This is a genomic window from Nocardia sp. NBC_00511 (assembly GCF_045161165.1).
Lineage (GTDB): Bacteria > Actinomycetota > Actinomycetes > Mycobacteriales > Mycobacteriaceae > Nocardia.
Map to the genome: position 1 here is coordinate 8,077,237 of NZ_CP107849.1, position 19,654 is coordinate 8,096,890.

Below are 19,654 nucleotides of genomic sequence, written 5' to 3' on the forward strand. Positions count from 1 at the left end.
GGGTGAGTAATGGGACGTTTGTTCGGCACCGACGGAGTCCGCGGACTCGCCAACGACTCGCTGAGTCCGGAACTGGCGCTGCGGGTTTCGGCCGCCGCGGCACAGGTTCTGAGCCGCGGCAAGCAGCGTGCGCTGGCCGTGGTTGGACGCGACCCGCGCGCCAGCGGGGAGATGCTGGAGGCCGCAGTCACCGCGGGTCTGACCGCCGCGGGCGTGGACGTGCTGTCGGTGGGGGTGCTGCCGACACCGGCCGTCGCCTACCTTACCGGCGTGTACGACGCCTGCCTCGGCGTGATGATCTCGGCCTCGCACAACCCCATGCCGGACAACGGCATCAAGATCTTCGCCGCGGGCGGGCACAAGCTCGACGACGCGATCGAGGACCGCATCGAGGCGCTCATCGCGGAGGGCGCGTTCCACCGGCCCATCGGGGCGGGGATCGGGCGGATCCTGGGCAGCGCCGGCCTCGGCGGGCACGTGTACGACGCGCACGACCGCTACAGCATCGAGGGCACCCACGAACGCTACGTCGAGCACCTGCTGCAGGCCACCGGGCGTGACCTGCGCGGGCTGACCGTCGTGCTGGACTGCGCGCACGGCGCGGCCGCCGAGGTGGGACCGGCCGCGTTCCGGGAGGCGGGCGCGACCGTCATCGCCATCAACGCCGAACCCGACGGCCTCAATATCAACGAGGGCTGCGGTTCCACCCATCTCGACAAGGTTCAGCAGGCCGTGCGCGAACACAGCGCGGACCTCGGACTGGCCCTGGACGGCGACGCCGACCGCTGCCTGGCCGTGGACGCCGCGGGCACCGTGGTCGACGGTGACGCCATCATGGCCGTGCTCGCCGTCGGCATGCGCGACGCGGGCACACTGGCGGACAACACGCTGGTGGCCACCGTGATGAGCAACCTCGGGCTGCACATCGCCATGCGCGAAGCCGGAATCACCGTGCGCACCACCGGGGTCGGCGACCGCTACGTCCTCGAAGACCTCCGCAGCGGTGGCTACACCCTCGGCGGCGAACAGTCCGGGCACGTGGTCTTCCCCGCCTCCGGCACCACCGGCGACGGCGTGCTTACCGGCCTCAAACTGATGGCCCGCATGGCCGAAACCGGCCGCAGCCTCGCCGAATTGGCGGGCATCGTGCAGACGGTCCCGCAGATCCTGCTCAACGTGCCGGTCTCCGACAAGGCCGCCGTCGCCATCGACCCCTCCGTGCTGGAGGCAGTGGCCGAGGCCGAGCGCACCCTCGGTGAAACCGGACGGATCCTGTTGCGCCCCAGCGGCACCGAGCAGCTCATTCGAGTGATGGTGGAAGCCACCGACCTCGACCAGGCCCACCGCCTGGCGGGCGACCTCGCCAAGTTGGTCGCCGCGGTCTGACCGACTATCGGCCCGGCAATTCCTTGCCGGGCCGATACTCCCGCTCGGCCGCGGTGGCGGATGTCGTTGGGCACTACTGGGTTTCGGTGAGCCGGCCTCGGTCCAGGTGCCAGCGGCGGGTGGCTCGGACGTTGTCGAGCATGCGGCGGTCGTGGGTCACCAGAATGACTGTGCCCTCGAAGGATTCGACCGCCTGCTCCAGCTGTTCGATGGCGGGCAGGTCCAGGTGGTTGGTGGGCTCGTCGAGGACCAGAAGGTTGACGCCGCGGGCCTGGAGCAGGGCCAGGGCGGCGCGGGTGCGTTCGCCGGGGGAGAGGGTGTCGTTGGGGCGCATGACATGTGGGCCGCGCAGGCCGAACTTGGCCAGCAGGGTGCGGACCTCGGCCTCGGGCCAATCGGGGATCAGCGCGCTGAAAGTGTCTGCCAGGGTGTCGGTTCCGCGGAACAGGCCGCGTGCCTGATCGACCTCGCCGATGGCGACTCCCGAGCCGAGGGTGGCGGATCCGTTGTCCGGCTTCGTCTTTCCCAGCAGCGTCGAGAGCAGGGTGGACTTGCCCGCGCCGTTCGCGCCGGTGAGCACGATGCGGTCACCGGCGTCGACCTGCAGGGTGATCGGGCCGAGGGTGAAATCGCCGCGGGTCACGGTCGCGTTCGACAGGGTCGCCACCACCGAACCGCCGCGCGGGGCCGCCGCGATGGACATGCGCAGCTCCCACTCCTTGCGCGGCTCCTCCACCGCGTCCAGGCGTTCGATGCGCCGCACCGTCTGCTTGACCTTCGACGCCTGCTTCTCGGTGGCCTCCGCGCGGGCCTTGCGACCCATCTTGTCGGAATCCGACTTCGACTTGCGGCGGGCATTGCGGACACCGTGTTCCATCCAGTTGCGCTGCATGTTCGCGCGCGCCTCCAGACCGGCCTTGGTGTCGGCGAACTCGTCGTACGCCTCGCGGGCGTGGCGGCGCGCGATCTCCCGCTCCTCCAGATACGAGTCGTAACCGCCGTCGTAGACGCCGACCTGCTGCTGGGCCAGATCCAGTTCCACGATGCTGTTCACGGTGCGCGCCAAGAACTCTCGATCGTGGCTGATCACCATGAGCGGTTCGCGGACACCGGTCACGAACTGTTCGAGACGGGCGAGCCCGTCCAGGTCGAGATCGTTGGTGGGCTCGTCCAACAGCAGAATGTCGAAGCGGGACAGCAGCACCGACGCCAGCCCGGCGCGGGCCGCCTGACCGCCGGACAGCACGGTCATGTGGGTGTCGAGGCCGTTCGGGAGGCTCGCGGTGAGGCCGAGCTCGGCGGACACCTCCTCGGCGCGCTGTTCGATGTCCGCGCCGCCCAGAGCCAGCCAGCGTTCCAGGGCGGGCGAATAGTCGTCCTCGCCGCCGTCGGCCAGGCGTTCGGCGGCCGCGTCCATGACCTGCTGGGCGGCCGCGACACCGGTACGGCGATGCAGGAATTCGAGCACGGTCTCGCCGGGGACGCGTTCGGGCTCCTGGGCCAGGTAGCCGACCGTCGCGTCAGGGGGACTGAGCACGATCTCGCCCTCGGGGGCGCGGCCGTCGGCCAGGATGCGCAGCAGGGTCGACTTGCCGGCGCCGTTCACGCCGACCAGTCCGATCACATCGCCGGGGGCGAGGACCAGATCGAGGTCGGAGAACAGGGTCCGTTCACCGTGTCCGGCGGCGAGTCCGCGGGCGTGCAGAGTGGTGCTCACCAGGGCGATTCTGCCTTGCTCGGGGTGACACCCTGACGTCGGGCCTCGGGAAGTTCAGGGTCGGAATGGGTATCGGGACCGATGCCGGGAGGTGGGTGCGATCGGCACAGTGGAGTCATGAGCGCACCATTCGATACCCAGATTCCCACCCAGGCCCCCAAGAAGCTCACCCGCTCCCGCGACGACAAGTGGATCGGTGGCGTGTGCGGCGGGCTCGCGCAGTACACCGGCTGGAACGCCAACCTGATCAGGGTGCTTTTCGTGGCGTCCTGCCTGCTGCCCGGACCGCAGTTCCTGCTCTACATCGCGCTGTGGATCATCATCCCGCGCGGCTGAGTTATCCCCAGGCGCAGAGTTATCCACATTCGGTATGAAGGTGGTGCGGGCCGCATCGCGGGGTGACAGGATGAATTCACGTCACAGCGGAGGAGCGCACAACATGGTCACATCCGGTGATCTTCCTGGTTTGGATCTGCCGAATCTCGACGCGCACTCGGAACTGGGTGGGCTGGGCGCAGTAGAGCTACAGCACCCCACCCAGGATCTCGACGGTGACGGCCTACTCGACACCGTGACCACCAGCAGCGACAGCGCCATGCAGGTGTGGACCGACCTCGATCACGACGGCTACGCCGACCACGTGACCGTCGTCGACACCGGAGGTGACTTCGCCGCCTGGGAGTTCCACCACAACCCGGACGGCACCACCGAATGGGTACGCATGGACACCGGGCGGCTCGGCGGCAAATAGGCCGGGGTAGCTGGTAATTCGAGCAGCCGGGCGGTGGGGGAACTCCGCCCGGTAGCGAGCCTAGGGGGAATCAGTGGGGGGATCGGGCGATTTCGGCGTGCGGGTGGCCGCCCTGCACGCGATGGCCACAACCTTGCGTGAAGAGTCGACCGCACTGGCCCAGCGGGCACGCGCGGTCGACGAGCACGCCTTCGGCGTCGGCGGTGACAGTGCCGGGCGCAACTACGCAGCGCAGGGGCGTGCTGTCCATGATGGCTTCGAACGCGTTGCGGGCTGCCTGCGGCAGTGGGGTACCGCGGCCGCCGCCACCGCGGACGTATTCGACCGTGCCGCAGCCGAATACGCCCGCATCGACCGGGATCGGAGCACCGCGCTGGCGGAGGTGGACCGATGAGCTTCGACCCCGCGGGCAAGTCCGTCGACGACATCCTCGACTACGGTGCGCCCGGACTGGAGTACTGGGAGCGATTCCTGCCCCTGTACGGCAAGGCATTCGGAACCACACCCGGCCCCGGCCTGCCGGAACTGCAAGCCCGCTACGACGAGCAGCGGCAGCTGGATCTCGACGGCCTCGACACCGCCCGAGCCGAACTCGACAAATCTCTCGCGGACGCGGAGACCCAGTGGACCGCGCACCGCGGCATCGCGCATGCACTGCCCTCCGCGTGGACCGGCGGTACCGGCGCTGAAGCCCTCGCCGTCGTGAACGCCCAATTGCGCCGTGCCCGAGACGATCTCGACACCGGCCGCGCCGCCTCCGGCGCGATCACCGCCGCTCTCGAACCACTGCGCCGAGCAGTCCTCGCCAAGGCCGAGCACACCCGATCCTTGCTCGAACAGGGCGGCGGCGAACCCCGCATCGCTCTCGGCGGCAAAACCCCGGAAGACATCGAAACCCTCATCGCCGCAGGCCCGAACCCGTGGCTCGCCGAAGTCTTCCGCCCTGACGTGGACCGCAAACTCGCCGCCTTCACGGCCATCTGCGACACCACCGACCAGGCAGTCGATTCCCATTACCGCACGATCGTCACCGCCCTGAACCAACTCCCCGATACTCCGTACCCCCATCCGGCCGCCGAACTGCTCCCGCAGCCGGATGCCGCCGTACAGCCGAATACCCGCACACCTCAGTCTCTTCCACCGGCCCAGTCCTCCGATCCGCCTCCCGGTACCGGGCACATGACCTACCCGCAATCCACATCCCGGCCGTCGCCCATACCGCAGCCGTCTTTCGAGTCACAGCCCTCGCCCGCGCCACCGTCATCGACTGCGCCCGCATCGACTGCGCCCGAAGCCGCATCCACAGCGCCCGCCCAGAGCGACACCGAGCCCAAGCCGGACACCCGGACACAACAGCAGCGGCCAACCTCCGGCCAATCGACCGACCCGGAGGTTCGACCGTCGAACACCTTCCAGCCCCCATCCGCCGGAGAGTCGCTGTCCCCGTCACTCTCAACCGTGACACCCCAGTCCGACCAGTTCGCAACCGCGCTGAAAGAAGCCGTAACCCAACTGGAATCCGGCCTCCAGCAGGGAATATCCACCGCCCTCAGCAAACTCGGCACCCTGACCAGCACCACTTCGCCCAGCGCCCCGGAGTCTCCCGGCACCCCGAACACCGAATCTCCTGCCGTCTCGAGTACCAGCAAAGCGCACGAACCCGAGACGCCACCGACAGGCAGCCTCACCTCATCCGTGCCCACCGGCAAGATCGAATTCGACCTCGCCGGAAAACATTTCACCCTCGCCCGTACCCCCGACGGCACCATGACCCTCGCCATCACCGACCCTTCCGGCGAAACCCACACCTTCACCCTCACCACCGACAAGTCCGGTACCCCGACCCTGACCCCGTCGGATTCGCCTCCAACCCCGCCCTCCGTCGACGGCACTTCGCCCGTGCCGACAGAAACTCGAGTCCCACTTGACAATTCGCACGATTCGCAAGGCACGCAGAGCCCATCGACCGAACTCCCGCCCGGGCCAACCGAACCCACACCAGTCGACCCCGCCGCCCCGAAGTGCCAACCCGGTCCCACTTCCGGGCAACCCGAGCCCACCCGATGTCCATGTCCCGATCAGCCGCCGGGCCCTTCCGGCATCACCCCCGGCAACGGTTCATCGCCCACCGGAGACACGCCCCCGGCCGACGATTCAGCCCACCCCGACCTTCCTCAGCCGTCCCTGGACATCCCGGACGAACCCACCGAAATCCCCGACAGAACCACTGAATCCACCCCTCAGCCCACAGCCGGACCCACTCCCGAACCTGCGATCGAGCCCCCCACGCTCGGCCCAAACCCAAACCCCGGCACCCCGGACCACTCCGTCGAAATCCCAGAAGGAGGCACCCCCATCCCCGAATCCCCGCCCACCACAGGCTGACCCCCACCACCGCGCCACGCCCCTAGGTGGCAAACGACCCGGGCGGACCGAAAATGCTCAGGGCATCACGTGCGGGACAGCGCAATCCGGCGTCCAACCGACCGATCTCTACGGCCGATCAGAATCGAGGCGCGTGTACTCCGCCTGATCGACACTGCGGCTGGACCGGCCGGGGTCGCTGCGGTGCTGTCTCCCGGCCTGGCCATCCGAGCCCCGTGAGTGTTCGCAAGGTCAGGGTTCATTCGGCGAGATTGCCTGCTGGGCAGGGCAAGTCGGCGCACTTCCGGGGCCGGTGGACCTGCTCGGCGGCCCGGATAGGTCGCTACTTGCGCAGGGCCTGGATGAGTTGGAGGACCGGGAGTTTCTGGGGCTGTTCGGGTTCCTCGTCGACCGCGTCGGGGTCTACGTAGGTGGTGTGGGGGATGAGGGATTCGGGGTCGGCGAAGGGCTTGTACTTCTTGTCGCCGAGGACGGTGTAGTTGAGGAAGCCGATGAGGAGGGCTCGGGTGAGGCGTTCGGTTTTGGGTTCGTGCTTGCCCGCGCCGAGGGCGGCGAGGGCGCGGCGGCCTTCGACCATGCCGTTGTGGGTGGCCTTGTCGAGGGTGCGCAGGATCGCGCCTTCACCCCAGGCGGAGGCGAGGGGGGTGGCGTTGGAGCTGACCGAGTCGATGTCGTCGGCACCGGCCAGGATCAAGGCGGGGGCATCGATCTTGGGGGCCAAGGCTTCCGCGGCGGGAGCGGTGGGGGAGGGGTAGAGGGCCGCGACCGCGGCCACGTCGCGCTGAGAGGCGGCGATGACGGCGGCGCCCGCTCCCATGCCGTGACCGACCAGTGCCAGCTTCTTCGGATCCACGCTGACATTGCCGGTGCCCAAACGGACCCCGGCGCAAATGTCCAGGGTGGTGAGCAGATCGGTGGCCAGGTTCAGGTGCGAGGGGATCGGCCCGCGCTCGGTGTCGGGCGCGGCGGCGACATACCCCCACGACGCGAGATGCTCCAGCAGTCGCCGATAGTTGCCGACCCCGGTGAGCCACGCGTGCCCGAAGGCGACAGCGGGCAGGTTGAGGCCCTTCCCCGGCGTGAACACCACGCCGGGCTGCCCGGCGATGCCGAGATTGCCGCGCAGCACATCGTGGGGGCCGCGCAGGGTCAAAGTGCTCAGGAGCGATTTCACAGACGCCGACACGGACTAGAACCTATCCGATGCGGGCGCGCTTGGGGTGTTTCGCCCGGTCGGACATCATCTCCGATTCGCCGGTCACGCCAAGTCCGATACTCCGCAACCCAAAGTCCGATTCTCCGTCACCCAGACTCGGATTCGATATCACCACGACTCGGATTCGATGCCGGGCCTCGCCCCGTTAGGCTGGTTACCCATGTGCGGAATCGTGGGGTATGTGGGGTACCGGGATGCGCTCGGCGTAGTGGTCGATGCGTTGCGCCGCATGGAATATCGCGGCTACGACTCAGCTGGAGTCGCCATCCTCGACGGCGTCGGCGGGCTGTCGGTGGAACGCAAGGCGGGCCGCCTGGCCAACCTGGAAGCCGAACTGGCGGAAACGGGTTCGGCCCGGTTCGCGGGCGCGACCGGCATGGGACACACCCGCTGGGCCACCCACGGCGCGCCCACCGATCGCAACGCGCACCCGCACCGCGATCACACCGAGCGCCTCGCCGTGGTGCACAACGGCATCATCGAGAACTTCGTGCCGCTGCGCCGCGAACTCGAGGAAGCGGGTGTCGAACTGCGCAGCGACACCGACACCGAGGTCACCGTCCACCTGGTCGCCCGCGCGTACGCCACCGGCGAGACCGCCGGTGACTTCGTCGCGGCCGCGCTGTCGGTGGTGCGCCGCCTCGAGGGCGCGTTCACCCTGGTGTTCACGCACGCCGACCATCCGGGCACCATCGTCGCCGCCCGCCGCTCCACTCCGCTCGTGGTGGGCGTCGGCCAGGGCGAGATGTTCGTGGCCTCCGACGTGACCGCCTTCATCGAACACACCCGGGAGGCAGTCGAACTCGGGCAGGACCAGGCCGTCGTCATCACCGCCGACGGCTACCGGGTCACCGACTTCGCGGGCAACACCGAGGACGTGCGCACCCGCCCCTTCACCATCGACTGGGATCTGGCCGCCGCCGAGAAGGGCGGCCACGAGTACTTCATGCTCAAGGAGATCGAGGAGCAGCCCAGTGGCGTCGCCGACACACTGATCGGTCACTTCACCAACGGCCGGATCGTCCTCGACGAACAACGGCTCGCCGAACAGGAACTGCGCGAGATCGACAAGGTCTTCGTCGTCGCCTGCGGCAGTTCGTATCACGCGGGCCTGCTCGCCAAGTACGCCATCGAACACTGGACCCGGTTGCCCGTCGAGGTCGAACTGGCCAGCGAATTCCGTTACCGCGACCCGGTTCTGGACCGCTCCACCCTGGTGGTCGCCATCTCCCAGTCCGGCGAGACCGCCGACACGCTGGAGGCGGTCCGGCACGCCAAGGATCAGAAGGCGCGAGTCCTGGCTATCTGCAACACCAATGGCGCGCAGATCCCCCGCGAATCCGACGCCGTCCTCTACACCCGCACCGGACCGGAGATCGGCGTCGCCTCCACCAAGGCGTTCCTGGCGCAGATCACCGCCAACTATCTGGTCGGTCTGGCCCTCGCACAGGCGCGCGGCACCAAGTACCCGGACGAGGTGGCGCGCGAATTCGCCGAACTCGAGTCGATGCCGAAGCTGGTCGCGCGCGTCCTGGAATCCGCCGACCACGTGCGCGAGATCGCGCGCCACTTCGCACACGTGCCCACCGTGCTGTTCCTGGGCCGCCACGTCGGCTACCCGGTCGCACTCGAGGGCGCGCTGAAACTCAAGGAGCTGGCCTACATCCACGCCGAGGGCTTCGCCGCCGGTGAACTCAAGCACGGCCCCATCGCCCTCATCGAGGACGGGCTGCCGGTGTTCGTGGTGATGCCGTCGCCGAAGGGCCGCGCGGTCCTGCACTCCAAGCTGCTGAGCAATATCCGCGAGATCCAGGCCCGCGGCGCCCGCACCATCGTCATCGCCGAGGAGGGCGACGACACGGTGCGCCCGTTCGCCGACCACCTGATCGAAATCCCCTCGGCCCCAACGCTCTACCAGCCGCTGCTGTCCACCGTCCCGCTGCAGATCTTCGCCGCCGAGGTGGCGATGGCGCGCGGCTACGACGTCGACAAGCCGCGCAACCTGGCCAAGTCGGTCACCGTCGAATAGTGCTCGGGGGCACCGTCAGTGGACGGTGACGGTGCCCTTCATCTCCGGGTGCAGCGGGCACAGGTAGCGGTAGGTGCCGGGCGTGCTGAAGGTGTAGCTCCACTCGCCCTTGTGGATGATCGGGCTGTTGATGCCCAGCGCCGTATCGCCGATGCCCTGTACCGCGTGCGGCGAACGATCGTCGAACTTCCAGGTGACGGTGTCCCCGGCCTTCACGGTGATGTCGGCGGGGGAGAACTTCATGTCCTTCACCTCGACTGTCACCGCGGCGGGTGCGGCCGGACCGGTGGAGGTCGCCGACGCGCCGGTGCTGGCCGCCGTCGCCGTGGTGGAGGTGGCGGAGCTCTTGGAGCTGTCGCTACCGCAGCCGCCGGTCACTAACGCACCCGCCACCACGGTGGCGAGCAGCAGGGCACGGGCGGCGGTGTTGCGGCGGATCGGCATGGCAGCCAGGGTAACCCCCGCAGGTAGCGGCCGGTTCGCGGGCACCGCGCTGACCTGCACCGGTCCGCGACGAGCGGTGGTGTCGCGGGAAATCGCCGGGCGGCCACCGGAGTAGTCTGCGGAGGTCGCAGGCAGGCGGGGCGTGAGCCTCGCGGAGTCTCAGTCACGGGAGGCGCAGCATGGACACACCGGCGGTGCTCGGGTATTACACGGCCGACGAGGTACGGGCCGCAGAAGCCGAACTGTTCACCCGGGTCGCGGACGGAATGCCCATGCGGCGCGCCGCTTTCGGGCTCGCCGACGTGGTGGCGCGGGAACTGCGCGCCCGCACCGGGACGGTGGCCGGACGCACCGTGACGCTGCTGGTCGGCTCCGGCGACAACGGGGGCGACGTGCTGTGGGCGGGATCGTTCCTGCGGCGGCGGGGAGTCGCCGTGCGGGCCGTCCTGCTCACGCCCGAACGGGTGCACGCACAGGGCGCGGCGGCACTGCGCCGGACGGGTGGGCGGCTGGTCGAGGCTCCACCTACACCCGAGACGCTGCGCTTCGATGTCGGGGTGCCGGGCGCGCGCAATGCCGGACTGCGTCAGTTCGCGCGCACGACTTCCCTTGTGCCCGACGCAGTCCTGGAGTTGCTCGGCACCCCGGACCTCGTCGTGGACGGCATCGTCGGCATCTCCGGACGCGGCCCGCTGCGACCGGTCGCCGCCGAACTCGTTGCGGGCGTGCGCTGCCCGATCATCGCCGCCGACCTGCCCAGTGGGGTCGACCCGGACACCGGGGTGGTCACCGGCCCGGCTGTCCGCGCGGACGTCACCGTCACGTTCGGCGCGCACAAGCCCGTGCATGCCATGGCCGCACCGTACTGCGGCCGAATCGAACTGGTGCCCATAGGGTTACGGCTTCCGGCCGCGAACCTGGTGGCGCTGCCGCCGCGGTCCATCGGCCGCGACTGGCCCGTGCCCGGCGCGAGCGACGACAAGTACACGCAGGGTGTCACCGGCGTCTGCGCGGGCAGCGCCACCTACCCGGGTGCCGCGATCCTGTGCACCGGCGGCGCGGTCGCCGCCACCTCCGGCATGGTGCGCTACGCGGGCGCCGGAGCCGAACAGGTACTGGCCCACTTCCCGGAAGTGATTGCCGCCGAATCGGTTTCCGCCACCGGACGCGTCCAATCCTGGGTCTTCGGTCCCGGCGCGGGCACCGATGCCGCCGCCCGCGACCGCCTCGCCGAAATCCTCGCCACCGACCTCCCCGTCGTGGTCGACGCCGACGGCCTGACCCTGCTGGCCGCCGACCCGAGCCTCGTCACCGGCCGCACCGCCCCCACCGTCCTCACCCCGCACGCCGGTGAATTCGAGCGCCTCACCGGCGCGGACCCCGGCCCCGACCGCGTCTCCGCGGTCCGCAAACTCGCCGACTCCTGGCAGGTCACCGTCCTATTGAAGGGCCGCGCCACCCTCATCGCCACCCCCGGCCACCCGGTCACGGTCAACGAGGCAGGCGGATCCTGGGCCGCCACCGCCGGTTCCGGCGACGTCCTCTCCGGCGTCATCGCCGCCCTCCTCGCGGCAGGCAAATCCCCGGCCTGGTCCGCCGCTGCCGCCGCCCGCGCCCACGCCCTCGCCGCCAACCTCGCCGCCCACACGGACACCACCGCCGGAGCCCCGATCTCCGCCTCCCCCTTGCTTTCCCACCTCCGCACCGCGATAGGCACCCTCCGCGAACTGGCCGCCGGCTGACCGGCCCGCCGGCTACCGGCCGTCCAGCGGTGGCGGCGTTTCGCGGGTGGGTCGGAGCAAGTCGGCCGCCACTGGGAAGAGTCAGGTGGCCGTGTGGATTTCGGCGGCGGAGTGCAGGGCGGTGCGGGCGGCGGAGATCACCGGGTGAGTGGCGGTGCCGCGGCGGTATGCGAGATGGGTGCGGCGGCGGGTTGGGAGAGCTGTCAGCAGCACCTGGTCAGGGGTTGGTTGCGTGCCGAGGTCGGGGACTAGGGCTACGCCCTGGCCTGCTGCTACCAGGGCGAGGACGGTGCCGAAATCGTCTGCGTGGTGGCGGATTCGGGGGGTGAATCCCGTTGCCTGGCAGGCGCGGATGGTGAGTTCGTGGCAGAGGGTGCCGGGGGTGCCCGCGATCCAGGCGGAATCGGCGTGGGCTGCCAGGGTTTCGGAATCCGGCTGGGTGACAGGGGGTTCCGTGGTTCGGGTGGCGAGGTGGACGGTTTCCTCGAACAGCGGCTCGGTGTCCAGGCCGGGTTCGGGGCCGAGGGGGACGTAGTCGTATTCCTGGAGCAGGGCGATGTCGAGGGTTTCGGCGCGCAGGGCGGGTGGGGCCGCGATCGGATCCAGTTCGGTGACAAGGAGTTCCAGGCGCGGGTGGTCGCGGCTGAGGGTGACCAGGGCGGGGGACAGGATGCTGCGGACCGCGCTCGGGAAGGCGCCGATGCGCAGGGTGCCGGTGAGTTCCGTTCGGGCGGAGGACAGTTCGGCGGCGGCCTGCTCCAGGACGGCGAGGATGGTTTCGGCGTGCTCGACCAGGCGTAGAGCGGCGGGAGTGAGGGTGACGCTGCGGCCGGTGCGTTCCAGCAGCGGCACTCCGGCCTCGCGTTCCAGCGCGGTCAGCTGCTGCGACACCGCCGACGGCGTGTAGGCCAGGGCGTCGGCGACCGCGGCGATGGTGTGGCGGTGGGCGAGTTCGCGCAGCAGCCGCAGGCGGCGCACATCGAGCATCAGCTCAGCTTACGCTCGGGTATAGAAACCTGAAATGGACCTGACGCCCGTGGCCGACCACGCTGGTGGCATGACTTTCACCGGCCTGTACGTGCCCCTGATCACCCCGTTCACGCGCACCGGTGAGATCGCCGCCGACGCGCTCGCGGCCCTCGCCCACGAAACGCTCGACGCGGGCGCGGCCGGACTCGTCGTGCTGGGCACCACCGGCGAACCCGTCACCCTCACCGCGGCCGAACGCGCCCGGGTCATCGACATCACCGCCGAGGTCTGCCGCGAGCGTGACGCCGCCCTGATCCTCGGCGCGGGCTCGAACGCCACCGTCGACTCGGTGCGCGCCCTCACCGAGCTCGACCCGCGCGCCACCGCCGCCCTCACCGTCGTCCCCTACTACACCCGCCCCTCCGAAGACGGTGTGGTGGAACACTTCCGGGCGCTGGCCGCCGCGAGCCCGGTGCCGATCATCATCTACCACATTCCCTACCGCACCGGCCGCGTCCTGAGCGCCGAAACCCTGTGCCGCCTGGCCGAACTGCCGAACGTCGCGGGCTTCAAATACGCGGTCGGCGGCATCGACGACACCACCATCGCCTTCCTGAGCCGCCTGCCCGAACACACCTCGGTGCTCGCGGGCGACGACCTGCACGCCGCGCCCCTGCTCGCCCTCGGCGCGTCCGGAGCCATCCTGGCCTGCGCCAATATCGCCCCCGCCGCCTACGTGAACCTGGTCGACGCCTGGCGCGACGGCCCCCTGTCCGTCGCCCGCGATCTCGGAAACCGGCTCGCCCCACTGGCTTCCACCCTCTTCGCCGAGCCCAACCCGGTCGTCATCAAGGCGGTCCTGGCCGCCCAGGGCCGCATCCCCACCCCGGACGTACGCCTGCCACTGCTCCCGGCCCAGCAGGAATCCGTCGACCGGGCCCTCGCCGCGCTCGCGACCGCCACCCCGGCATCCAGCCTCGGCTGACCTGTCGTCCCGACGCCGCACGACTACCCGACGCGGTCGCCCGCCGCTGCTCCGGCGGCCGGTCGCGGCGGGCCGCACGATCACTGTTTCCCCGCGTTGCCCACCTAATTGGGGTCCCGCTGATCGGCGCATCCAGCGCGGCGCGGCGGCCGGGCTGGCTAGTCTGCAGACCGGTGGGCATATCGCGCGGGGTCGGGTGTGATCCGGCTCGCGGTGCTCCGGATGGCAGGATCGGTATTTGTGAACATCCCCGACCCACAGGTGGAAGCCCTAGTCGACCTGGCGGCCATCGCGCACAATGTGCGGATTCTGGCCGAGCACGCAGGTGACGCCGCCATCATGGTGGTCGTCAAGGCCGACGGGTACAACCACGGCGCGGTCGAGGTCGCGCGGGCGGCCCTCGCGGCGGGCGCGCGCGAGGTCGGCACCACCACTGCCGCCGAGGCGGTCGCCCTGCGCGCCGCCGGTATCGAGGCGCCGATCCTGTGCTGGCTCAACACTTCCGACACCGACTTCGCCCCCGCGGTCGCCGCGGACATCGAGATCGGCGTCTCCGCGCGAGCGCAACTGGAGTCGGTGGCCGCCGCCGCCCGCAAGCTCGGCCGCCGGGCGACGGTCAGCGTGAAGGTCGACACCGGGCTCAACCGCAACGGGGTGCTGCCCGCCGAATTCCCCGACCTGCTCGACCTGCTGCACGACCTGGTCACCGAGGGGATCGTGCGCTTCCGCGCCCTGTTCTCCCACCTGGCGCTCGCCGACGAACCGGACCACCCGGTCAACAACATGCAGCGCGAACGGTTCCTGGAATTCATCGCCACCGCCAAGGAGCACGGACTCGAGCCGGAACTCGTGCACCTCGCGAATTCCGCTGCGGCACTTACCCGTCCGGACCTGGCCTTCGATATGGTGCGGCCCGGCATCGCCGTGTACGGCCTGTCGCCGATCCCCGAGATCTCCGACTTCGGACTGCGCCCGGCCATGACCTTCCGGGCCCGGGTACTGCGGGTCAAGCACGTCGCCGCCGGGGAGGGCGTGTCCTACGGGCACCAGTGGATCGCCGAACACGACACCACCGTCGCCCTCATCCCCGCCGGATACGCCGACGGCGTGCCCCGCACCCTCGGCGGCCGGTTCTCGGTGTGGCTGGGCGGCGCGCGCAGACCCGGCATCGGCCGCATCTGCATGGATCAGCTGGTCGTCGACCTCGGCGACAACGCGGCCGGAGTCCGCGAGGGCGACACCGCCATCCTCTTCGGCGGCGAACCCGACCAGCCGCACGCGCAGGAGTGGGCCGAAACCCTCGACACCATCAACTACGAGATCGTGTGCGGCCCGCGCGGCCGCGTGCGGCGCACCCACCTGGGCGGGGACCGATGACCGAACAACGCATGCTCGAGACCGTCGAGGACACCGAGGCGCTGGGACGCGAACTCGCCGAACAGCTGCAAGCCGGAGACCTGGTGATCCTGGACGGACCGCTGGGCGCGGGCAAGACCGCGCTCACCCGGGGCATCGCGGCCGGACTCGGCGTCGAAGGACGGGTCAGCTCACCGACTTTCATCATCGCCCGCCAGCATCGCGCCGGAGTGCATCCCGGCGCGGTGGCGCTGGTGCACGTGGACGCCTACCGGCTCGGCGGTGATCTCGACGAACTCGACGCCCTCGACCTCGACACCGACCTCGACCACGCGGTCGTGGTGATCGAGTGGGGGCTGGGCGTCGCCGAACATCTCACCGACCGTCACCTGCGGGTGCGACTGCGCCGCGAACCCGAATCCGACGTGCGCACCGCCGCCTGGGAATGGGTGGCCGCCAATTGAATCCGGGATCGACCGGACAGTGAATCCCGGATCGACCGGACAAAGACCCGCGGGAGTGAACTTCTCGCAGGCAGACACCGCGCCGAGTGGGCTGTACCACCCGGTATCGTTGGGGCAATCATGCTGATATTGGCTGTCGACACCGCGACCCCTGCCGTGACAGCGGGACTGGTGGAACTCGAACCGGCGGACGCCGGGGCAACCGCACCGCGCATCACCACGATCACCGCCGAGGTGACCGTGGACGCTCGCGCGCACAACGAGGTGCTGACCCCGCAGATCCTGGCCTGCCTCGCCGAATCCGGCCGCACCCGAGCCGACATCGACGCGGTCGTCGCCGGCATCGGCCCGGGACCGTTCACCGGACTCCGGGTGGGAATGGCCACCGCCGCCGCCTTCGGTGACGCCCTCGGCGTGCCGGTTTACGGCGTGTGCAGTCTCGACGCCATCGCCGCGGACACCGAAAGCTATCTGCGCGAACCCAGCGACCCGGTCGAACTGCTGGTCGTCACCGACGCGCGCCGCCGCGAGGTGTACTGGACCCGCTACCGTGCCGTGCCGCGCGCCACCGTCGCCGAAGCCGAGGTGATCGCCCAGGTCCCGGGCGGCGACGACCAGGTGCTCGTGCGCGTCGAAGGCCCGGAGGTCAGCAAGCCCGCCGACCTCGACCCGGGCTCGGCCACCGTGATCGCCGGATCCGCCTCGCACGTCGACTATTTCGACCTGCCGGTGCTGCCCGTCGAAACTCCGTCTCCCGCAGGGCTGGTCCGCCGCGCCGCCGCCGACCTGCTCGCCGGAGTCGCCCCCGAACCGCTGGTACCGCTCTACCTGCGCCGCCCCGACGCCGTCGAACGCAGTTACGCGCAGGTGGGCCGATGACCATCCGCATCGACCCGATGCGGCCGGCCGACGTCTCCCGCTGCGCCGAACTCGAACAGGTGCTCTTCCCGGAGGACGATCCCTGGCACGAGGTTTCGTTCCTCTCGGAGCTGGCCGGACCGCACAACCGCTACCTCACCGCGCGAGATCCGCAGGGCCGCATGGTCGGATACGCGGGCATCGCACTGCTCGGCACCCCCGAACATCCCGAGGCCGAGATCCACACCATCGGCGTGGACCCCGAATGCCATCGGCTCGGCATCGGAACACTGCTGCTGGAAGCGCTGCTGCTGGAAGCCGGACGCCGTGGCGGACCGGTGTTCCTGGAGGTGCGCACCGACAACGCGCCCGCGATCACGCTCTACGAGAAGCACGGCTTCCACATCATCGGACTGCGCAAGAGCTACTACCAGCCCAGCGGCGCGGATGCGTACACCATGCGGCGTCCGGCCATCGCCGGGTTCCCGCAGGACGGGTTCGCCAAGAACGGTTTCGGCAACGCCGGATTCGACAACGCTGGGTTCGATAAAGACGCCGAGGTCTCGTCATGATCGTCATGGGTATCGAAAGCTCCTGCGACGAAACGGGAGTCGGCATCGTGCGGCGGCTGCCCGACGGCTCCTGCGAACTGCTCGCCGACGAGGTCGCCTCCAGCGTGGACCAGCACGCCCGCTTCGGCGGCGTGGTGCCCGAAATCGCTTCCCGCGCACACCTCGAGGCCATCGTGCCCGCCATGCGCCGGGCGCTGGCGGCCGCGGGCATCGACAAGCCCGACGCGCTGGCCGTCACCATCGGACCGGGTCTCGCCGGCGCGCTGCTGGTCGGTGTCGCGGCGGCGAAAGCCTATGCGGCGGCGTGGGATATCCCCTTCCACGCGATCAACCACCTGGGCGGGCACGTCGCCGTCGACACCCTCGAACACGGTCCGCTGCCGCCCGCGGTGGCGCTGCTGGTCTCCGGCGGCCACACCCACCTGCTGCACGTCACCGATCTGGCGCGGCCGATCACCGAACTCGGCAGCACCGTCGACGATGCCGCCGGTGAGGCGTTCGACAAGGTGGCGCGGCTGCTCGGCCTCGGCTACCCGGGTGGACCGGTGCTGGATTCCATTGCCGCCGAAGGGGATCCGCATGCGATCGCCTTCCCGCGCGGCATGGCCGGCCCGCGCGACCCGCGCTACGACTTCTCCTTCTCCGGCCTCAAGACCGCCGTCGCCCGCTATGTCGAAGCGGCACAACGCGAAGGCCGCGAACTGCCCATCCCCGATATCGCCGCCTCCTTCCAGGAGGCGGTGGCGGACGTGCTGACCATGAAGGCGGTGCGCGCGGTGCAGGACATCGGCGTCGACACCCTGGTGCTCGGCGGCGGCGCGACCGCCAACTCGCGTATCCGGTCGATGGCCGAAGAGCGCTGTGCCGCAGCGGGTATCACCCTGCGCGTGCCCAAGCCGCGGCTGTGCACCGACAACGGCGTCATGATCGCCACCCTGGGTGCGCACGTGATCGCCGGTGGCGCAAGGCCTTCCGCGCTGTCGGTGGCCACCGATCCGGGCCTGCCGGTCTCCACCAGCTACCTGTGAGGGCGTGGCCCGACAGCCGGGCCGAGACATCAGGTTTGTGACGCGGCGCCCGGCTGCGGGCGCGGGCCGCTCACGGCCGGGGCGAGACCAGGGTCGTGGTCGTGCCGGTGCCCGAACCGGAATTGGAGTGCGGGGCCACCGAATGGCGTGGCTCGGTCTCGGTGGGCACCAGCGTCGTGGTGCCCAGCAGCGGTCCGAGCAGCCGGGGGAGATCGGCCGGGAAGGGAATCTGCGGCAGGTCCGGGTCCGGGCGCAGCGGCGGCTGCGTGGTGGTGCTCGGCGTCTGCGCGTTGCCGGTGCTGCTGGTCTGCGAGTTCGGGGCCACCGACGTGGTGGTGCGGTGATCGGGGCCCGGCGTGGTCGCGGGCGCGGACGAACCCGGTCCGGTGGCCGGGGTGGTCGGCGCGACCGGCTGCTGCGGGCCCGAGGTGGTCGGCGAGTAGTGGGTCTGCTGCGGTTCGGGCACGAACTCCTTGACGCCGTAGCCGATGATCAGCCCGACCACCACGATCGCTCCGGCCAGCGTTCCCGCCAGCTTGGTGAAGGTGCCGACCGGCGCGTCGGTGCCCAGTCCCATCACCGGGAAGGCCGACGGCGTCGTCGAATCCGCCACCAGCGCAGCGCCCTTCGCGATCACTGCCTCCGGCTCGGGCACGGTGAACGCGGGCACGTCGAGCTGGCGCTCCAGCCCGGCCACCACGGCCGGGACGTTCGCGCCGCCACCGATCACGGCGACCGCTTGCGGGAACTTCGGGGCGCGGGCGAACACTCCGCGCGCGAACACCGCGAGTTCGCGCAGCAGATCCGAGATGATCTCGTCGAAGTCGACCCGGGTCAGTTTGAGCGGTTGCCCTGCCACGTGGTCGATGGTGACCGCCGGAACGACCGACAGATGCTCCTTGGCGGCCCTGGAACGGTTCAGGAGGATGCCGCGGTTGGGCCGGATGCCCCGACGCGACAGGTGGCAATCCAGGAGGTGTTGCAGGATCAGCTCGTCGACGGCGTTGCCGCTGATCGCCGAGGTGCGCTCGGAGCGCAGCACGGTGTCGTCGGCGTGATCGGCGACGGTGACCGTGGTGCCGGTCGCCCCGAGGTCGATGATCGCGACCGTCTCCCACCGGTCCAGCAGGCCCGTGTGCCGCAGATAAGCCAGTGCCGCGGTGCTTTCCGGGATGAGATGCACATCGCGGCGTTGCCGTCCGATCGCGGAGCGGATGATCTGCGCCTGCTCGCGGTCCCGGTAGGCGACGGCGATCTCGCCGGGGGTGCTGACTTCGGAGTCGCGCTGGGCGGCGGGGCGGGCGATGGGATGAGCGCCGACCGGGTGCACGATGTCGCGCGGGATCTGGGTGGTCATCAACTCGATCGAGGACGCCACCAGATCACCGAGATCGGAGTGGGCCGTGTCCGCGGTGACGACCCGGTAGTCGAAACTCTGGGCGCCGTTGGGCGCGGTGGCGACCGTTGCCGAGCACACCACCTCGTTCCCGGCCGAAATGCCGAGGGATGTTCGCATGTTCACCTCCCTTCGAGCGGATGGTCCTGGTGGAGACGACCATCTCGAACGGACTCCGGAAGCGTCCAGTGGGTAGCGGACGGATCCGAGCTACGGACCACGGCGGGCTCTCGTCCGATAGGGCATCGGAGCCTGCCTCTGATCACTTGCGGTTGTGCTCTCTTCTCGAGATCCGCACGGATGGTTGCCGTGCGGTTGGTGGGGTGAAGCAGTTATGTGACTCTCGGATGGCGCGC

Annotated in this window: 18 protein-coding genes; 13 read left to right on the plus strand and 5 right to left on the minus strand. The window is 69.9% G+C overall.

What is annotated here, in order from left to right; all coding sequences use genetic code 11:
- Positions 1–9 precede the first annotated feature (9 nt).
- Positions 10–1,386 carry a phosphoglucosamine mutase gene (gene glmM / locus OG300_RS37385; protein WP_405489346.1) on the plus strand — a complete coding sequence of 459 codons (1,377 nt, stop codon included), beginning with the start codon at positions 10–12 and terminating at the stop codon, positions 1,384–1,386.
- A 73-nt stretch (positions 1,387–1,459) separates the two neighbouring features.
- Here the strand turns inward: glmM and OG300_RS37390 are convergent, their stop codons facing one another.
- Positions 1,460–3,103, minus strand: a complete 1,644-nt coding sequence (locus tag OG300_RS37390; RefSeq protein WP_405489348.1) for an ABC-F family ATP-binding cassette domain-containing protein — start codon at positions 3,101–3,103, stop codon at positions 1,460–1,462.
- Between the two features lie 117 nt (positions 3,104–3,220).
- Between OG300_RS37390 and OG300_RS37395 the strand changes: the two genes are divergently transcribed.
- From OG300_RS37395 to OG300_RS37410, 4 genes are all read left to right on the plus strand, one after another.
- Positions 3,221–3,439, plus strand: a complete 219-nt coding sequence (locus tag OG300_RS37395) for a PspC domain-containing protein (protein WP_405489350.1) — start codon at positions 3,221–3,223, stop codon at positions 3,437–3,439.
- Between the two features lie 103 nt (positions 3,440–3,542).
- Positions 3,543–3,854: a DUF6802 family protein gene (locus tag OG300_RS37400; protein WP_405489351.1), complete on the plus strand. Its 312-nt coding sequence runs from the start codon at positions 3,543–3,545 to the stop codon at positions 3,852–3,854.
- Between the two features lie 73 nt (positions 3,855–3,927).
- Positions 3,928–4,248 carry a hypothetical protein gene (locus OG300_RS37405; protein ID WP_405489353.1) on the plus strand — a complete coding sequence of 107 codons (321 nt, stop codon included), beginning with the start codon at positions 3,928–3,930 and terminating at the stop codon, positions 4,246–4,248.
- Positions 4,245–6,239 carry a hypothetical protein gene (locus tag OG300_RS37410; protein WP_405489355.1) on the plus strand — a complete coding sequence of 665 codons (1,995 nt, stop codon included), beginning with the start codon at positions 4,245–4,247 and terminating at the stop codon, positions 6,237–6,239. Before OG300_RS37405 ends, OG300_RS37410 begins: the two co-directional genes overlap by 4 nt.
- A gap of 322 nt (positions 6,240–6,561) precedes the next feature.
- On the opposite strand, the gene OG300_RS37415 is transcribed toward OG300_RS37410, so the two are convergent.
- A complete protein-coding gene (locus OG300_RS37415; RefSeq protein WP_405489357.1) occupies positions 6,562–7,425 on the minus strand; it encodes a dienelactone hydrolase family protein in 864 nt (287 codons plus the stop codon).
- A gap of 190 nt (positions 7,426–7,615) precedes the next feature.
- Here OG300_RS37415 and glmS point away from each other — a divergent pair, with 190 nt between their 5' ends.
- Positions 7,616–9,484 carry a glutamine--fructose-6-phosphate transaminase (isomerizing) gene (gene glmS / locus OG300_RS37420; protein ID WP_405489359.1) on the plus strand — a complete coding sequence of 623 codons (1,869 nt, stop codon included), beginning with the start codon at positions 7,616–7,618 and terminating at the stop codon, positions 9,482–9,484.
- A gap of 15 nt (positions 9,485–9,499) precedes the next feature.
- Here glmS and OG300_RS37425 read toward each other — a convergent pair whose 3' ends face one another.
- Positions 9,500–9,928, minus strand: a complete 429-nt coding sequence (locus OG300_RS37425; protein WP_405489361.1) for a cupredoxin family copper-binding protein — start codon at positions 9,926–9,928, stop codon at positions 9,500–9,502.
- Positions 9,929–10,107: 179 nt separating this feature from the next.
- Between OG300_RS37425 and OG300_RS37430 the strand changes: the two genes are divergently transcribed.
- Positions 10,108–11,670, plus strand: coding sequence for an NAD(P)H-hydrate dehydratase (locus OG300_RS37430; RefSeq protein ID WP_405489363.1), 1,563 nt, complete (start codon positions 10,108–10,110; stop codon positions 11,668–11,670).
- A gap of 81 nt (positions 11,671–11,751) precedes the next feature.
- Here the strand turns inward: OG300_RS37430 and OG300_RS37435 are convergent, their stop codons facing one another.
- Positions 11,752–12,657 (minus strand): LysR substrate-binding domain-containing protein, encoded by a 906-nt coding sequence (locus OG300_RS37435; RefSeq protein WP_405489365.1) that lies wholly within the window; start codon positions 12,655–12,657, stop codon positions 11,752–11,754.
- Between the two features lie 34 nt (positions 12,658–12,691).
- Between OG300_RS37435 and dapA the strand changes: the two genes are divergently transcribed.
- The 6 genes from dapA to tsaD all read left to right on the plus strand — a co-directional run bounded on the left by dapA (position 12,692) and on the right by tsaD (position 17,902).
- Positions 12,692–13,624 (plus strand): 4-hydroxy-tetrahydrodipicolinate synthase, encoded by a 933-nt coding sequence (gene dapA / locus OG300_RS37440; protein WP_405489367.1) that lies wholly within the window; start codon positions 12,692–12,694, stop codon positions 13,622–13,624.
- Positions 13,625–13,846: 222 nt separating this feature from the next.
- On the plus strand, positions 13,847–15,001 hold the full coding sequence (gene alr / locus OG300_RS37445) for an alanine racemase (RefSeq protein ID WP_405489369.1): 1,155 nt from the start codon (positions 13,847–13,849) through the stop codon (positions 14,999–15,001).
- Complete coding sequence (gene tsaE, locus OG300_RS37450) at positions 14,998–15,444, plus strand: tRNA (adenosine(37)-N6)-threonylcarbamoyltransferase complex ATPase subunit type 1 TsaE (protein WP_405489371.1); 447 nt, start codon at positions 14,998–15,000, stop codon at positions 15,442–15,444. Before alr ends, tsaE begins: the two co-directional genes overlap by 4 nt.
- A 120-nt stretch (positions 15,445–15,564) precedes the next feature.
- Complete coding sequence (gene tsaB / locus OG300_RS37455; protein WP_405489373.1) at positions 15,565–16,323, plus strand: tRNA (adenosine(37)-N6)-threonylcarbamoyltransferase complex dimerization subunit type 1 TsaB; 759 nt, start codon at positions 15,565–15,567, stop codon at positions 16,321–16,323.
- Positions 16,320–16,874: a ribosomal protein S18-alanine N-acetyltransferase gene (gene rimI, locus OG300_RS37460; RefSeq protein WP_405489375.1), complete on the plus strand. Its 555-nt coding sequence runs from the start codon at positions 16,320–16,322 to the stop codon at positions 16,872–16,874. The genes tsaB and rimI overlap by 4 nt, the downstream gene beginning before the upstream one ends.
- A complete protein-coding gene (tsaD, locus tag OG300_RS37465; protein WP_405489377.1) occupies positions 16,871–17,902 on the plus strand; it encodes a tRNA (adenosine(37)-N6)-threonylcarbamoyltransferase complex transferase subunit TsaD in 1,032 nt (343 codons plus the stop codon). The genes rimI and tsaD overlap by 4 nt, the downstream gene beginning before the upstream one ends.
- 70 nt (positions 17,903–17,972) lie before the next feature.
- Here the strand turns inward: tsaD and OG300_RS37470 are convergent, their stop codons facing one another.
- Complete coding sequence (locus OG300_RS37470) at positions 17,973–19,418, minus strand: Hsp70 family protein (RefSeq protein ID WP_405489379.1); 1,446 nt, start codon at positions 19,416–19,418, stop codon at positions 17,973–17,975.
- Positions 19,419–19,654: the final 236 nt, after the last annotated feature.

Excerpts from the sequence above, each read along its gene's own strand:
- OG300_RS37425 (WP_405489361.1), bottom strand. The coding sequence starts at position 9,928 with ATGCCGATCCGCCGCAACACCGCCGCCCGTGCCCTGCTGCTCGCCACC.
- glmS (WP_405489359.1), top strand. The coding sequence starts at position 7,616 with ATGTGCGGAATCGTGGGGTATGTGGGGTACCGGGATGCGCTCGGCGTA.
- OG300_RS37470 (WP_405489379.1), bottom strand. The coding sequence starts at position 19,418 with ATGCGAACATCCCTCGGCATTTCGGCCGGGAACGAGGTGGTGTGCTCG.
- rimI (WP_405489375.1), top strand. The coding sequence starts at position 16,320 with ATGACCATCCGCATCGACCCGATGCGGCCGGCCGACGTCTCCCGCTGC.
- OG300_RS37410 (WP_405489355.1), top strand. The coding sequence starts at position 4,245 with ATGAGCTTCGACCCCGCGGGCAAGTCCGTCGACGACATCCTCGACTAC.
- OG300_RS37430 (WP_405489363.1), top strand. The coding sequence starts at position 10,108 with ATGGACACACCGGCGGTGCTCGGGTATTACACGGCCGACGAGGTACGG.
- dapA (WP_405489367.1), top strand. The coding sequence starts at position 12,692 with ATGGACCTGACGCCCGTGGCCGACCACGCTGGTGGCATGACTTTCACC.
- OG300_RS37395 (WP_405489350.1), top strand. The coding sequence starts at position 3,221 with ATGAGCGCACCATTCGATACCCAGATTCCCACCCAGGCCCCCAAGAAG.
- glmM (WP_405489346.1), top strand. The coding sequence starts at position 10 with ATGGGACGTTTGTTCGGCACCGACGGAGTCCGCGGACTCGCCAACGAC.
- tsaB (WP_405489373.1), top strand. The coding sequence starts at position 15,565 with ATGCTGATATTGGCTGTCGACACCGCGACCCCTGCCGTGACAGCGGGA.
- tsaD (WP_405489377.1), top strand. The coding sequence starts at position 16,871 with ATGATCGTCATGGGTATCGAAAGCTCCTGCGACGAAACGGGAGTCGGC.
- tsaE (WP_405489371.1), top strand. The coding sequence starts at position 14,998 with ATGACCGAACAACGCATGCTCGAGACCGTCGAGGACACCGAGGCGCTG.
- OG300_RS37435 (WP_405489365.1), bottom strand. The coding sequence starts at position 12,657 with ATGCTCGATGTGCGCCGCCTGCGGCTGCTGCGCGAACTCGCCCACCGC.
- OG300_RS37400 (WP_405489351.1), top strand. The coding sequence starts at position 3,543 with ATGGTCACATCCGGTGATCTTCCTGGTTTGGATCTGCCGAATCTCGAC.
- alr (WP_405489369.1), top strand. The coding sequence starts at position 13,847 with ATGGCAGGATCGGTATTTGTGAACATCCCCGACCCACAGGTGGAAGCC.